Genomic DNA, 15,229 nt, shown 5'->3' with positions numbered 1-15,229 from the left:
GGCTAAAAATACCTCGGGGAGCGCGAGGGGCTGGCCCCTCGCTCCACCTCTTCAGGCCGCGGGCATCCGTTGCTCGACAATCTCGGCCCACCAGCTGCATCCGGCCGGAATAGCTTCATCGTTAAAGTTGTATTCCGGGTGATGCACTGCAGCCGTATCGCCATTGCCCACCAGAATATAAGCCCCTGGGCGCTCTTCCAGCATAAAGGCAAAATCTTCCCCCCCCATCACAAGCGGGGCCTCGTCGCAGCTACCGGACACCGATTTCGCCACCTCAGCGGCAAAGTCGGTCTGAACGTCACTGTTCACCATGACCGGGTAACCTCGGATGTAGGTTACATCCACTGTACCACCGAAAGTCGCCGCGACGCCGTTGCAAATCTCATTTATCCGCTGCTCGGCCAGGCCCCGCATCTCTTTGCTCATTGTGCGCACCGTGCCCTTGATCTGCACTGTCTGAGGGATAACGTTAAACGCTTTGGATGAGGTTTCAAACGAGGTCACCGACACCACCACCTGATCAATCGGATCGGCATTGCGCGCGGCGATGGTCTGTAGCGCCAACACAGCCTGCGCCGCCATCACCGTGGTATCCACCGTCTCCTGAGGTTTTGCCGCGTGCCCCCCACGCCCCTCAAACGTGACATCGAACTGATCGGTTGCCGCAAAGAATGAGCCAGGTCGAATAGAAAAACTGCCGACCGGGTGGCCTGGCCAATTGTGCATTCCGTAAACTTCCTGAATGTTCCAGCGTTCCATCATGCCGTCTTCACACATTTCGCGACCACCACTGCCGCCTTCCTCGGCGGGCTGAAATATCACCACAACCGTGCCGTCAAAATTCCGCGTCTCAGACAGGTACTTCGCCGCACCCAACAACATCGCAGTATGTCCGTCATGGCCACAAGCGTGCATTGCACCATCGGTTTTCGACGCATATTCCAACCCCGTTGCCTCATGGATCGGCAGCGCGTCCATGTCGGCACGCAGACCGATGACCTTGCCCTTGGTATCGGACTTGCCCTTGATCACACCGACAACTCCGGTGCGACCGATCCCGGTAACAACCTCGTCACAGCCAAACTCTTTCAGCTTGTCCGCGACCAAGGCGCTGGTGCGGTGGGTTTCAAACAGAATCTCAGGGTTCTCGTGCATATCTCGTCGCCACGCGGTGATCTCATCCTGCAGCTCGGCAAAGCGGTTTTTAACTGGCATCTCTTTTCTCTCCTAACTCAAGCCGCCGGCATCCGGCGCTCGACCATTTCGGCAAACCATGAGCACCCAATGGGGATGATCTCATCGTTGAAATTGTATTCAGGGTGGTGCAATCCGGCGCTGTCGCCATTTCCCAGTATGATGAAAGCCCCTGGGCGCTCTTCCAGCATGAACGAGAAATCCTCGCCTCCCATCACCATCGGCGCTTCGCCACAGCTACCACCGACGGAAACTGCGGCTTCGGCAGCGTACTCTGTCTGTTCCTCGGCATTGATCGTCACCGGCACACCGCGCGTATACGAGACATTGACCGTGCCACCAAAGGTCTCGGCGATCCCCTTGCAGACCTCAGTCAAACGCTGCTCAATCAGATCACGCATGTCGTTCGAATGGGTCCGCACAGTGCCCTTCACCTGCGCTGATTGAGGGATCACATTGAACGCTTTCGAGGACGTCTCAACAGATGTCACCGACACCACCGCCTGCAAAATAGGGTCAGCATTACGCGAGACGATGGTTTGCAACGCCACAATCAGTTGCGACAACATCACTGTGGTATCAATGGTTTCGTGCGGCTTTGCAGCATGACCGCCCCGGCCCTCCAGATGTATGTTAAACTCATCCGCCGCTGCCAGTAGCGGTCCAGAACGAATGGCGAACTGGCCAGTCGGTACGCCCGGCACGTTGTGCATGGCATAGACTTCCTGAATACCAAATTGATCCATCAGGCCGTCTTTGCACATCGCTTCGGCGCCGTTCCCCCCTTCCTCGGCAGGTTGGAAGATAACGATGGCCGTCCCGTCGAAATTGCGCGTCTCCGACAGGTATTTCGCGGCGCCCAGAACCATCGCTGTGTGTCCGTCATGCCCACAGGCGTGCATGGCGTCGTCGGTTTTCGAGGCATAGTCCAGACCGGTCTGCTCCTGCATCGGCAGGGCGTCCATATCGGCCCGCAGACCGATCACGCGGCCCTGCGTGTCCGTCTTGCCTTTGATCACACCAACAACGCCTGTGCGACCAATACCGGTCACGACTTCATCGCAGCCGAACTCCCTAAGCTTTTCGGCCACCAAGGCGCTGGTGCGGAGTGTGTCATACAGGATTTCAGGGTGTTGATGGATGTCTCGCCGCCAACCTGTGATCTCTTCGTGCATTTCGGCAAGTCGGTTCTTGATTGGCATCTGATCCTCCCAAATCAGGTAACGGGCAATCGTCGTTCCACCAGTTCAGCAAACCAGCTGCATCCGGCGGGGATTGCTTCATCGTCAAAGTTGTATTCCGGGTGATGGCACATGGCCGTGTCCCCGTTCCCAACAAAGATGTAGGCTCCGGGCCGTTCTTCAAGCATGTAGGCAAAATCTTCCGACGGCATGATCGGATCGGTGCTGTCATTGACCTTGCCTGCGACTGCCTCTGCGGCGTCGGCGGCATAGGCGGTTTCGGCCTCGGAATTCACGGTCACAGGATAGCCCGGCGTCCATGTCATATCCGCCCGCGCACCAAAGGCCGAGGCTGTGTCTTCCGCAATCCGGCGCACGCGCTCTTCCGCGATCGTGCGATACTCGGGGTCCAGCGTGCGGACCGTACCCTGCAGACGTACGGAGTGGGCGATCACATTTGACGCGGCGCTATCAGTTTCAAACGTTCCAACGGTCAGCACAACGCGTTTGACCGGATCGACTGTCCGCGACACAACCGATTGCAAGGCCACAACAATATGCGAGGCGACCAGAGTTGTATCAACCGCGTCATGAGGTGCGGCCGCGTGGCCACCTTTGCCTGTCACTACGATCTCGAACTCATCGGACGACGCCAGCAAAGCACCGGGCCGGATGGCAAATTCCCCGACCGGCATCCCGGGCATGTTGTGCATGCCATAGACTTCCTGAATGCCCCAGCGGTCCATCAACCCGTCTTGACACATGGCCAGACCACCTGCCCCGCCTTCCTCAGCCGGTTGGAAAATCAGGACCACGGTCCCGTCGAAATTCCGCGTTTCAGCCAGATATTGCGCTGCCCCCAGCAGCATCGAAGTATGCCCGTCATGCCCGCAGGCATGCATTTTTCCCGAAACGGTAGAGGCATAGTCCAGCCCCGTCGCCTCTTCGATCGGCAGAGCATCCATATCAGCACGCAACCCGATGACCCGGCCCGTGGTGTCTTCGCGCCCCTTGATCACGGCGACAACACCTGTCTTGCCGATGCCGGGTGTGATGTCATCGACGCCAAACTCTTTCAGGCGATCAACGACAAAACCTGCCGTTTCTTCGACGTCGTACATCAACTCGGGGTGCATATGCAGATGGCGGCGCCATTTGGTGATCTCGCCATGCATTTCGGCAAGCCGGTTCTTGACGGGCATCTTCAATCTCCCTTCGGGTATTACTCGCAGAGGCGCTGGACCAGACGCTGCATGAACTGGTGGCCAGCGTTGAACTGTGAAACTTCTATGAATTCATTTGGTTGATGCGCTTGCGCAATATCGCCGGGGCCACAGATTACCGCCGAATACCCAGCTTCCTGAAACTGTCCGGCCTCGGTGCCGTAGCTAACGACATGAGAAGCATTGTCCCCTGTCAGGGAACGCACCAGCATCTCAGCCTCACCTTCGGTTTCAGGCACCAAGGCAGGTACTGCGAAATGATCGGACACATCAATGCGCGCTTCTGGATTTACGGCCTGCATCCGCGCCTCTGCCTGTCGGACCAGATCAAGATAAGCATCGCGCCATTGGGCAGCACTTTCGCCCGGAACGACCCGGAAATCCATCATGAACCGGCAATCCTTGGCGGTGATGTTATGCGCCGTACCACCCTCGATCATGCCCACATGGCAGGTGGTCCAAGGGGGATCGAACACGGCGGCCATGTCCGATGGTCGTGCAGCCATGTTTTCGGCGTTTCGCTGACTGGCCCAGTCGATCAAAGGCGCTGCCTCCATGATCGCGTTGACACCTGTGTGCATGATCGAACTATGAACTTCGAACCCCACCACATGCGTGTCATAGCCAAAACCGCCCTTGTGTCCGGTAACGGCCTGCATCATCGACGGTTCACCCACGATCACCGCCGAGCCTTTGGGCAAGACCTTCTGCATCGCTTGGATCATCGGCGGTGCACCGGTGCAGCCGACTTCTTCATCAAAACTCAGCGCCAGTTGCAGGGGGCGTTTGACGCCTGCGTGGTGCGCCTCGATCAAAGCCCAGATCGCCAGCGCGTCAAATCCCTTCATATCACAGGTGCCGCGCCCGAAATACTTGCCATCCTTTTCGGTCACGACAAAAGGATCAGTATCCCAGGGCTGGCCATCGATGGGCACAACATCCGTATGGCCTGACAGGACGATCGCGCCCTCCTGCAGGGGCCCAACATGCGCGAAAATTGCCGCCTTATGCGGCTGATCCGGATCGGGCCAGCAATGGGATTCGATTCCATGGCTTTGCAGATACCCCTCAACCCAATCCACCAGCGGCAGATTCGTGTCACGGCTGACGGTCGGGAACGAGATCAGCTTGGTCATGATCTCCAGCGGAGACAGGCGCTCAGCCATGAGGGTCAATATCCACTGTCAGTGGTCAGAACAAAATGACCCGGCTCAACCTCGTTGTACTGCGAGGGTTCGGGCGCATAACCGATCGGATGAATGGGGGACGGGATCGGTTTGAAATTCAGATCCTTCTCTGATTTTCGCTTGTTCGGATCAGCAATCGGAACCGCTTTCATCAAGGCTTGTGTATAAGCGTGTTGCGGGTTTTCGAACACTCGGGCGCGCGGTCCGAGTTCAACGATACGTCCCAGATACATCACGCCGACATGATGACTGACGCGTTCGACCACGGCCATATCGTGACTGATAAACAGGTAACTGAGGCCAAGCTCGGACTGCAGTTCCATCATCAGATTCAGCACTTGTGCCTGCACCGAAACGTCCAGAGCCGAAACCGCCTCATCCGCGATGATGAGCTTGGGATTCAGCGCCAAGGCACGCGCGATTGCGATCCGTTGACGCTGCCCCCCTGACATCTCATGCGGGAAACGGCGCATGAAGCTGCGCGGCAGTTGTACCTTGTCGAACAGCTGCGCTACGCGATCCTGCAATTCGGAGCCAGACGCAACACCATAGTTGCGCATCGGTTCAGCGACCTGATCGACCAGCTGCATCTGCGGGTTGAGCGAGGCGAACGGGTCCTGAAAAATCATCTGCATGTCCAGCCGGGCCTTGCGCAGGCCTGACGGATCCAGCTTCATGATGTCAACGCCGTCCAGATCGACCTCACCCGCCATAGGCTCGACCAGCCGCAGAATCGAGCGTCCTGCCGAAGACTTACCGCACCCGGATTCGCCCACGAGGCTGAGCGTTTGCCCCCTGTTCAGCGTAAACGAAACATCCTCGACCGCATGAACATTCGAGATGGTCCGGCGCAGCAATCCACCTTTGACCGCAAAGCGCGTGGTCAGGTTCTTTACGGTCAACAGGACTTCGTTCGTGCCGGGGATCGGTGCGATATTCTGGCCTTCCTCACCCAATAACTTCATTGGTTCAGGCGCAGCTTTGCCCTGCATTTCACCCAGTTTCGGAACCGCCGCCAAAAGTGACTTGGTGTAGTCATGCTGCGGGTTCTCGAATATCTCGTTGACCGTTCCTTCCTCAACCTTGTTACCGCGGAACATGACCACCACGCGGTCCGCCATTTGTGCTACCACGGCCATGTCGTGGGTGATGAACATCACCGCCGTCCCGGTTTCGCGTTTGAGACGGTCCATCAGTGCCAAAATCTCTGCCTGAATGGTCACGTCCAGCGCGGTGGTCGGTTCGTCCGCGATCAGCAGGCGCGGCTCACACGCCATGGCCATGGCGATCACCACTCGCTGACGCATACCGCCTGACAGTTCATGCGGATATTGTTTCAGGCGCCGTTCCGGTTCAGGGATTCGCACCTGACGCAGCAGCTCCAGCGCGCGCGCCTCGGCTTGCGCTTTCGTCATGTCCTTGTGGATTCGCAAACCTTCGGTCAGTTGCCGCTCGACCGTGAACACCGGATTCAGAGCTGTCATCGGCTCCTGAAAAATCATTCCGATCTCGTTTCCGCGAATCTGTTTCATCAGATCCTGATCGGCATTTGACAGGTCCATTTCGTCGCCATTGCGGCGATCGAACAGCAATTGCCCCCCGGCAATCTCGCCACCGCCGAACTCGACCAATCGCATCAGCGACAGGGACGAGACCGACTTTCCCGACCCTGATTCTCCAACGATACAGACGGTTTCGCCTGGGTTAACCTCGAATGAGACATCCTCGACCCCGACCACCGGGCCATCCTTAGTTTGAAATTCGACCCGTAGTTTTTTGATCTGGGCAATTGGCTGATCCAGCACGCGCGCTCTCCCCTTGGCGGCTTTTCGGATTAAGTGCCAAACGCTAAGGCCGGGGGGTGGGAAAAGTCAAACCCATTGCAGAATTTCGCAGCGGCAAGGCTTGCAATTTTCAAAAACTCTGTTTCGATACGCCGCGTAACCGTTTTTGGGAGAGGGCGGTATCTACGAAACGTGAATGGCATTTACGTTTTTTTACAGCGCCTTGCACCCAAGCCCGGCAACGCTGAATCCGCGGGCCTCGCGGAGATAATCGAGACACGGAAGTGTCCAACATGGAGTGTATGATGAAAATCAAGACCCTTTTGCTTGGTGCGATTGCGAGCACGGCGATGGCCCCGATGGCCATGGCCGAGCGCGGGTCGGACGGCAATGTCAGCATCATTTACTGGCAAGCCCCTTCGATCTTGAACCCGTTCCTTTCGGGCGGCACCAAGGATGTGGAATCGGCTTCGCTGGTGATTGAACCGCTGGCTCGCTATGACCAAGACGGCAACATGGTTCCTTTCCTCGCGTCCGAAATCCCAACCGTTGAAAATGGCGGCGTCAGCGAAGACCTGACCTCGATCACCTGGAAAATTGCGCCGGGAATCACCTGGTCAGACGGCACACCGTTCACCTCGGCTGACGTGAAATTCACGGCCGATTACTGCATGCACCCCGAAGGCGGATGTGCGCAGGTCACTAAATTTGAAGGTGTGACCGCGGTCGAGGCCGTGGATGACCTGACCGTCAAGGTCACCTTCGACGCGCCAACCCCGTTCCCATACGGACCCTTTGTCGGCGGCGAAAGCCCGATCATTCAAGCCGCTCAGTTTGCCGATTGTGTGGGCGCAAAAGCACCCGAATGCACGGATCAGAACTTTAACCCGATCGGCACCGGCCCGTTTGTCGTCACCGAGTTCAAGCCGAATGACGTGATCACCTTCAAGGCAAACGACAACTACCGTGACCCGGCGAAGCCTGCTTTTGCAACCGTGACCTTTAAGGGCGGCGGTGATGCAACTGCGGCTGGTCGTGCGGTCATGGAAACTGGCGAGTTCGACTATGCCTGGAACCTGCAGCTGGCGCCCGAAGTTATCGCGCAGATGCAGGAAGGCGGTAAAGGTACCCCGGTCGCTGGCTTCGGTCCGCTGGTCGAGCGTATCATGTTGAACCAAACCAACCCATCGCCTGATCTGCCGGAAGGTGAGCGCGCGACCGCTGCGCATCCGCACCCGTTCCTGCAGGACCCTGCCGTTTACAAGGCACTGTCCATGGCTATCGACCGCCCGCTACTGGTTGAGATTGGTTATGGTCAGGCAGGCAAAGTGACCTGTAACTGGGTACCGGCCCCTGCTGCGTTCAACTCGACCTCGATGACCTGCGACACGCAGGATATCGAAGGCGCGAAGAAGCTGCTGGATGATGCTGGCATCGTTGACACTGATGGCGACGGTATCCGTGAAAAAGACGGTGTTCCGCTGAAGATCGTTTACCAGACTTCAACCAACGCCGTCCGCCAGGATTTCCAGGCACTGGTCAAGGAATGGTGGAGCCAGATCGGTGTTGAAACCGAACTGCGTAACATCAACGCGTCGGTCTTCTTCGGCGGTGACCCGGGCTCGCCCGATACCTTCCAGAAGTTCTATGCCGATGTTGAAATGTACGCCAACACCTTCAACGGCACGGACCCGCAGTCCTATCTGGGCAACGGCCTGTGCGACAAGGCACCGCGTCCGGATTCGCAGTGGCAGGGCGAAAACATCAGCCGCTTCTGCAACGAAGAGTTCGACAAGCTGCATGGTCAACTGGCCGAAACCGCCGGTCTGGAGCAGCGCGCCGAGATCGCGAAAAAGCTGAATGATATCATGGTTGAAAACGGCGGTATGATCCCGCTGGTCCACCGTGGTCGTCTGTCGGCGCACGCAAACACCTTGGGTGGTGTAGTCCTGAACGTATGGGACAGCGAGCTGTGGAACGCAGCCGACTGGTACCGTAAAACCGGTTCCTAAACGTTAATCTTGCAAACCCGCGCCCCGACCTTCGGGGCGCGGTCATTTGCACACCATCCCAACAAGAAGACGCATATAAAGGCGCCTCTTAATGCTCAATTTTACCATAAGACGGCTGGTGCTGGCGGTTCCGACGCTTTTGTTCATCAGTCTTGTCATCTTCCTGCTTCTCGAACTCGCACCTGGCGATCCGATGGCGCAGGTCCCGCTCACTGTTCCCCCCGAAGTCAAAGAGAAGATGCGCGAGGCCCTCGGCCTCGGTCAGCCGATGCATATCCGGTTCTGGAAATGGATCGTGCAATTCTTCTGGATCGAACCACAGGTTCTGGTCGACGCAATGTTCGGCACAACCTTCTCCGAAGGTGACCTGCGTGTGATTTCGTGGCAGACCCGCTCGCCCGTCATGGATATCGTCGTTCAGCGTATCCCACAGACCCTGTGGGTTGTTGGCACCGCTTATGTAGTCGCCATCCTGATCGCCCTGCCCATCGGCATCTATTCCGCCTACCGCCAATATTCCTGGTTTGACCAGATGGGAACATTCGTTTCCATGATCGGCTTCTCAGTCCCGCCGTTCTTCTCGGGAGTTCTGGTGATCGTAATCTTCTCGGTGCAGTTGGGTTGGTTCCCGTCGATCTATGACACCACGCTTGTTGTGAACAGTTGGGACAGTTTCATGCTGCAGCTGAAACAGATGATCATGCCGGTTATGGTTCTGGCCCTGCAGATCACTGCACAGCTTAGCCGGTTCATGCGCGCCTCGATGCTGGACAATCTCAATCAGGATTACGTCCGCACCGCCCGCGCCAAGGGCCTGAGTGAATACACAGTCGTTATGGTTCACGTCCTGCGAAACTCGATGATCCCTGTGGTCACCGTGATTGCGCTGGGTATCCCGGCCATCTTCGGCGGCGCGATCATCACTGAACAGGTGTTCAAGGTGAACGGCATCGGCCAGTTGCTGATCGGGGCCATTCAGGCCAATGACCTACCGATGGTGCAGACCCTGACCTTCATCTTTGCCGTGTTGATCGTAGTGTTCAACCTGATCGCAGACGTTTTGTACGGCATTCTGGACCCGAGGATTCGCTATGACTGATCACGATCGTACCGACACTCTGGTCCCCGACGAAGGACTTGCACCCGCCTCGACCGCGCTGCCAACCGCCGACGTCATGGAAGAACTGGCCACCCCACCCCGCAGCCAATGGCGTGATGTGTGGGACCAGTTCAAGACCCACAAAGGCGCAATGATCGGAGCGATCCTGTTCATCATCATCGTAGCTGGCGTCTATCTTGGGCCATATCTCTGGAGCATTGATCCCACGCAGATCGACATCCGTTCCCGCAACCAGGGCCCCAGCTGGGCGCATCCATTCGGGACCGACCAGCTCGGGCGCGATATTTTAGCGCGGATGATGTCGGGTGGGCAGACCTCGGTCTCTGTGGGCATCACTGCGATGCTGCTGGCACTGTTCCTTGGGTCACTTGTCGGGGTCGTTGCAGGGTTCTTCAGACGTCTTGATGGACCATTGATGCGCCTGACGGACCTGTTCCTGGCCCTGCCCCTGCTGCCATTGCTGCTTGTCATGATGCTGCTGTTTCGCGAACCTTTGTCCGCAACCTTCGGACTGGAACGCGGGATCTTTATCCTGATCGTCTGTGCTATCGGGATTACCTCATGGATGCCCACGGCGCGGATTGTGCGTGGCGATGTGCTGGCGATCAAGGAGCGTGAGTTCGTTCTGGCCGCCCGGTCCATCGGCACCAGCAATACACAGATCATCACGCGGCATATCCTGCCGAATGTGCTGTCCCCGATCATGGTATCAGCCACATTGGGTATCGCAACGGCGATCATCACGGAAAGCGCGTTGTCCTTCCTCGGCCTCGGCTTCCCGCCGGACTTCCCGACATGGGGCCGCCTGCTGTTTGATGGTGTCGATTATCTGCAGCAATACCCTGAACGCGTGTTCTGGCCCGGCCTGGCAATCTCGTTGACTGTTCTCAGCGTAAACTATCTGGGTGACGGCCTGCGCGACGCGCTCGACCCCCGCATTCGGGGCCGCTAAGAAATCTCAGCCGGCGCGTTTCAGCGCGCCGGCCAACACGATGATCAGGACAGCCAGCGGCAACAGAACCGCAAAGGCCAGCCTCAAGGTCATCAACTCGGCCAAAAAACCGATCAAGGGCGGCCCGATCAGCAACCCACCGTATCCTAAAGTCGCAACACTTGCGATCGCCTGACCCGGTGGGATATCAGGATCATTCGCGGCACGGCTGAACGCCAGGGGCATGATCACTGCATAGCCGATCCCCATCAAAGCGAACCCGGTCAGAGCCAATCCTGCTTCTCCTGCCGACACCACGGCAAAAATACCCAGTGCAGCACAGAACCCGCCAAAGCGCGCGGTTGCAACAGGTCCAACGCGGGAAATCACAAAACCACCGGCCAAGCGGAATAGCACCATTGTCACCGAAAAAACCGCATACCCCAGCGCGGCAATACTTTCGGTGGCACCGGTCACATCACGCAGGTAAATCGCGCTCCAATCGGCAACGGCACCCTCACCCAAAGCACCGCATAGCGCGGTAAACCCAACCAGCACCAAAGCACCCGAGGGCAATGCAAAGACCGATCCTGTCTTGGCCTCTGACTGGCGAGATGTCCACCGCACCCAGGACAGAGCCAAAGCCAGCCCCACAACGACGCCCCCTGCCAGCAGGAAATGCTGCACCACGCTCAACCCCAGTTGAACCGCTGCATAGCCGCTGAGGGCCCCTAGACCGGCCCCAAGGCTCCACATCGCATGGAACGACGACATGACCGGCTTGTCATAGGCTTGCTCGACCTCGGCCGCCCACGCGTTCATGGCCACGTCCATCGAGCCGTGAAAGGCCCCGAATATGAACAGAAACGCTGCCAGCGCCCAGAACTGATCCGCAAACGCAAGCAAGATCAGCGAACCCGTATAAAGAACTGCGATGACCCGCGTTATCGCCACCGCCCCGAACCGATCGGTCAACCGTCCGGTAATCGGAAAGGAACACACCGCCCCCGCCGCCATGAACAGCAGGCCATATCCTAACGCCTCATGGCTCAGCTCCAGCCGGTCGCGTATCGCCGGTATGCGCGAGGCCCATATGCCAAACAGGGCACCATTCAGGATAAACATGGCGGCGACTGCACGCCATGCGGATAGAATACCGATCACGGATTACCCTCGAGAGAAAGCTGCCAAATCACTCCCGTTCTACAGCTCTTGCGATTTTTGGCAAATGCCGACTATTCCAACCGTTTACGGATTTGCCGGACCGCGAACCAAACGCCAAGCACAACTGGGATCGTAATTGCCGCCGTCAGCATCCCCTTGCTGATCCCGGCGTTCGTCAACGGAAATAGCAAGTAGCTGACCAGCGAGACCGCATAATAGCTGATCGCCACCACAGAGAGCCCTTCGACAGTGTGCTGCAGCCTTAATGCCATATCAGCACGGCGGTCCATACTCTCCAGCAACGCCTGATTCTGCGCGCTGCGTTCAACATCAACCCTGGTCCGCAACAACTCGCCTGCCCGGATAGCCCGATCAGAAAGGGCCTGCAGACGGCGCTCGGTTGATTTCACGGTGCGGATCGCAGGATCATATCGGCGCATCATGAAATCAGCAAAGCTCTGGCGGCCCTGAAATCGCTCTTCACGCAATACCGCGATCCTTTGGTTCACGATCGCTTCGTAAGCTCCGGTCGCCCCGAAACGAAACGAACTACGTGCGGAAATGGTTTCCAGCTCGATCGAGGTCGACAGCAATTGCGGCAACAAATCGTCAGGTGCTGCGGAATCATCTGTCATCTCAACCATCAGATCGGACAATTTCTTATCGAGTTCACCGATGCGCGGCGTAAGATCTTTGACACGGGCGAAACCAAGCATAGACATCGCTTTGTAGGTCTCGATTTCACAAAGACGTTGGATTATTCGTCCGGTTCTGCGCTGCCCGGCGTCTTTCGAAACAAACATTGCGAAGCGCATGTGCCCGGCCGGATCAATGCGGAAATCACTGGCGCAAATGGCCGAGTCATCCAGAACACTCGCCACCGCCAAACTCTCAGGCTCAAACCAATCTGACAGTGCCTGTGTGACTTCGGCATCCTCAGGGCGTTCAACCGCACGCATCATGATCGAGGTGATCCGACGACCGGGGCTGGCCACCAGCCAATCTGACGGAAACACTTCGAAATCCGCAGGATTGAAAACTCGCTCACTGATATTTTGAGCGATGGCTGTATAGGTCACAAACTCTGTGTGCTGTTCCCATTTCAGCCAATATCGCCCGATCTGCCCGGCATAGTGCGTCGCGCCAGGCTGCGGGTGCTGTGCACCGTGGCGATCCAACAAGTCGATCAGATGCGCCATATCCTGATTGCGATCCCGCGCTGCTGCGGCGTCAGTTTTCTTGATCGCTACAAACACGACTGTACAAGGCGCGGACGCCACCGGAAATGGCCGCGCGTGCAATTCGTTAGCCAGCGCATAGCGCAGCGGATGGTCATCAATAGGCGTCATGGATCATTCCCCAAGGCTTTCGGCACTATACGCAGCCTGGGGAATACATCAATTATCTTTTTATTTCATGCAGTTACGAGGATACAATGGTATACAACCCGCTATGTCATTGATTTGGCTCCCAGAGCTCGACGGGGTTCCCTTCGGGGTCATGAATACGGGCGAATTTACCAACTTCGCTATCCCAATCAGGGTGCGTTTCCACCGTGATTCCCGCAGCTTCCAGCTGCGCAATCATGGCAGCCAGATCATCGACACGAAAATTGATCATCCATTGTTGATCAGAACTGCCAAAGTAATCCGTATCCTTCGCAAACGGGGCGAACACCGTATACCCTTCACGCTGCTTCCACGGAACGGGGTTATAGTGGGAGACGCCCAAATGCTTTTCATACCAGGCACTCAATGCTTCGGGGTTTTCAGCCCGAAAAAACACCCCACCAATGCCGTTTACCGTCTGCATTGCACCTCTCTCAACTGCATCCCTGTCATGCCAATATAGCACAATCCACTTGCTTCATCTGGCTCCAAATACCTTGGGGGTTCAGGGGGCAAAGCCCCCTCTACCCATAAAGAAAAGGGCGCCCGCAGGCGCCCTTTGCAATTTGGTTGTTTCCTGTGATCAGTCGATCATCGGCAAGAGTTTGTCGAGGCTTGCTTTTGCATCGCCGTAGAACATGCGCGTGTTCTCTTTGAAGAACAGCGGGTTTTCGATACCCGAGTATCCCGTGCCCTGACCGCGTTTCGACACAAACACCTGTTTGGCTTTCCAGCATTCCAGAACCGGCATCCCGGCAATGGGGCTGTTAGGATCTTCCTGCGCCGCTGGGTTCACAATGTCGTTCGAACCGATCACGATGGCCACATCTGTGTCCGGGAAGTCATCGTTGATCTCATCCATCTCCAGAACGATGTCATACGGCACCTTCGCCTCGGCCAGCAGAACGTTCATGTGGCCCGGCAGGCGACCCGCGACGGGGTGGATGGCAAAGCGCACATTCTTACCCTGCGCGCGCAGCTTGCGGACCAGTTCAGACACCGATTGCTGCGCCTGCGCCACCGCCATCCCGTAACCGGGGATGATGATCACGCTATCGGCGTCGTTCAGGGCTGCGGCAACACCGTCGGCTTCAATCGCAATCTGCTCGCCCTCAACCGCCATCTGCTCGCCCTGCGGGCCGCCAAAGCCGCCCAGGATCACGCTGACAAAGTGACGGTTCATCGCCTTGCACATGATGTAGGACAGGATCGCACCCGACGAGCCCACCAGCGCACCAACCACGATCAGCAGGTCGTTGCCCAGCGAGAAACCAATAGCTGCAGCCGCCCAACCCGAATAGCTGTTCAGCATCGAAACAACCACCGGCATGTCAGCACCACCGATACCCATGATCAGGTGGTAACCGATGAACAGCGCCGCAAGCGTCATCAGGAACAACGGAAGCAGGCTGCCTGACGATGTGTACCAGAACAGGCAGATCAGCGAGAGACCCGCAGCCGCCGCATTCAGCGCGTGCCCACCGGGCAGCTTGGTCGCAACGCTCGTCACCTTACCGGCCAGCTTACCATAGGCGACGACCGAACCGGTAAAGGTGATCGCACCGATGAAGATGCCCAAGTACAGTTCCACATGCAGGATTGCCAGCTCAGCCGCCGTTTTCTTGGCAATCAGCTTGGCAAAGGCGCCCAGATTCGACAGGTCCGCCTCTTTCGCGCTGTCGGCAATCGCCATGACCTGCGCCACGTTACCGATTTCGAAATGCGCATTGAAGCCAACGAACACAGCAGCCAGACCAACCAGCGAATGCATCGCGGCCACCAGTTGCGGCATCTCGGTCATCTGTACGCGCTGCGCCACATATTGACCGATCAGACCGCCGCCTGCGATCAACAGCAGTGACAGCAACCACAGGCCTGAACCCGGGCCAACCAGCGTGGCAAAGACCGCAAGCGCCATACCTACGATACCGTACCATACGGCACGTTTGGCGCTTTCCTGGTTCGACAACCCGCCGAGGGACAGGATGAAAAGGACAGCCGCAACAACATAAGCGGCAGAAGTGAAGCCAATCATATGCCCGACC

General features: G+C 57.4%; 12 protein-coding genes. 3 read left to right on the top strand and 9 right to left on the bottom strand.

From position 1 onward, the window contains the following. Positions 1-51 precede the first annotated feature (51 nt). From BLU89_RS00845 to BLU89_RS00825, 5 genes are read right to left on the bottom strand one after another with little or no spacing between them, the layout of a single operon-like run. Positions 52-1,215 (bottom strand): M20 aminoacylase family protein, encoded by a 1,164-nt coding sequence (locus BLU89_RS00845; RefSeq protein ID WP_074733684.1) that lies wholly within the window; start codon positions 1,213-1,215, stop codon positions 52-54. A 17-nt stretch (positions 1,216-1,232) separates the two neighbouring features. Continuing rightward, entirely contained in the window at positions 1,233-2,396 is a 1,164-nt protein-coding gene (locus tag BLU89_RS00840) for a M20 aminoacylase family protein (protein WP_074733682.1), read from the bottom strand. 14 nt (positions 2,397-2,410) lie between these two features. After that, positions 2,411-3,577: a M20 aminoacylase family protein gene (locus BLU89_RS00835; protein ID WP_074733681.1), complete on the bottom strand. Its 1,167-nt coding sequence runs from the start codon at positions 3,575-3,577 to the stop codon at positions 2,411-2,413. Between the two features lie 20 nt (positions 3,578-3,597). Next, the gene (gene argE / locus BLU89_RS00830; protein WP_074733679.1) at positions 3,598-4,764 is read right to left on the bottom strand and encodes an acetylornithine deacetylase; all 1,167 of its coding nucleotides are present in this window, start codon (positions 4,762-4,764) and stop codon (positions 3,598-3,600) included. Between the two features lie 5 nt (positions 4,765-4,769). Next, on the bottom strand, positions 4,770-6,590 hold the full coding sequence (locus tag BLU89_RS00825) for an ABC transporter ATP-binding protein (protein ID WP_074733678.1): 1,821 nt from the start codon (positions 6,588-6,590) through the stop codon (positions 4,770-4,772). A gap of 284 nt (positions 6,591-6,874) precedes the next feature. On the opposite strand from BLU89_RS00825, the gene BLU89_RS00820 reads away from it, so the two are divergent. The 3 genes from BLU89_RS00820 (at position 6,875) to BLU89_RS00810 (ending at position 10,653) form a co-directional block, all read left to right on the top strand. Then, on the top strand, positions 6,875-8,581 hold the full coding sequence (locus BLU89_RS00820; RefSeq protein ID WP_074736260.1) for a peptide ABC transporter substrate-binding protein: 1,707 nt from the start codon (positions 6,875-6,877) through the stop codon (positions 8,579-8,581). 91 nt (positions 8,582-8,672) lie between these two features. Then, a complete protein-coding gene (locus tag BLU89_RS00815; RefSeq protein WP_074733676.1) occupies positions 8,673-9,680 on the top strand; it encodes an ABC transporter permease in 1,008 nt (335 codons plus the stop codon). Beyond that, complete coding sequence (locus BLU89_RS00810) at positions 9,673-10,653, top strand: ABC transporter permease (RefSeq protein WP_074733674.1); 981 nt, start codon at positions 9,673-9,675, stop codon at positions 10,651-10,653. The genes BLU89_RS00815 and BLU89_RS00810 overlap by 8 nt, the downstream gene beginning before the upstream one ends. 6 nt (positions 10,654-10,659) lie before the next feature. Here the strand turns inward: BLU89_RS00810 and BLU89_RS00805 are convergent, their stop codons facing one another. The 4 genes from BLU89_RS00805 to BLU89_RS00790 form a co-directional block, all read right to left on the bottom strand. After that, positions 10,660-11,796, bottom strand: a complete 1,137-nt coding sequence (locus BLU89_RS00805) for an MFS transporter (protein ID WP_083347660.1) — start codon at positions 11,794-11,796, stop codon at positions 10,660-10,662. Positions 11,797-11,867: 71 nt separating this feature from the next. Continuing rightward, positions 11,868-13,145 (bottom strand): DUF3422 family protein, encoded by a 1,278-nt coding sequence (locus tag BLU89_RS00800; protein ID WP_074733671.1) that lies wholly within the window; start codon positions 13,143-13,145, stop codon positions 11,868-11,870. A 106-nt stretch (positions 13,146-13,251) separates the two neighbouring features. Next, complete coding sequence (locus BLU89_RS00795) at positions 13,252-13,608, bottom strand: VOC family protein (RefSeq protein ID WP_074733669.1); 357 nt, start codon at positions 13,606-13,608, stop codon at positions 13,252-13,254. 159 nt (positions 13,609-13,767) lie between these two features. Beyond that, on the bottom strand, positions 13,768-15,219 hold the full coding sequence (locus BLU89_RS00790) for an NAD(P)(+) transhydrogenase (Re/Si-specific) subunit beta (protein ID WP_074733668.1): 1,452 nt from the start codon (positions 15,217-15,219) through the stop codon (positions 13,768-13,770). Positions 15,220-15,229: the final 10 nt, after the last annotated feature.

Source organism: Ruegeria halocynthiae (genome assembly GCF_900106805.1).
Classification (GTDB): Bacteria; Pseudomonadota; Alphaproteobacteria; order Rhodobacterales; family Rhodobacteraceae; genus Ruegeria; species Ruegeria halocynthiae.
Note: the sequence above shows the minus strand (reverse complement) of the source record. Positions and strands in the feature narration are given on the sequence as shown.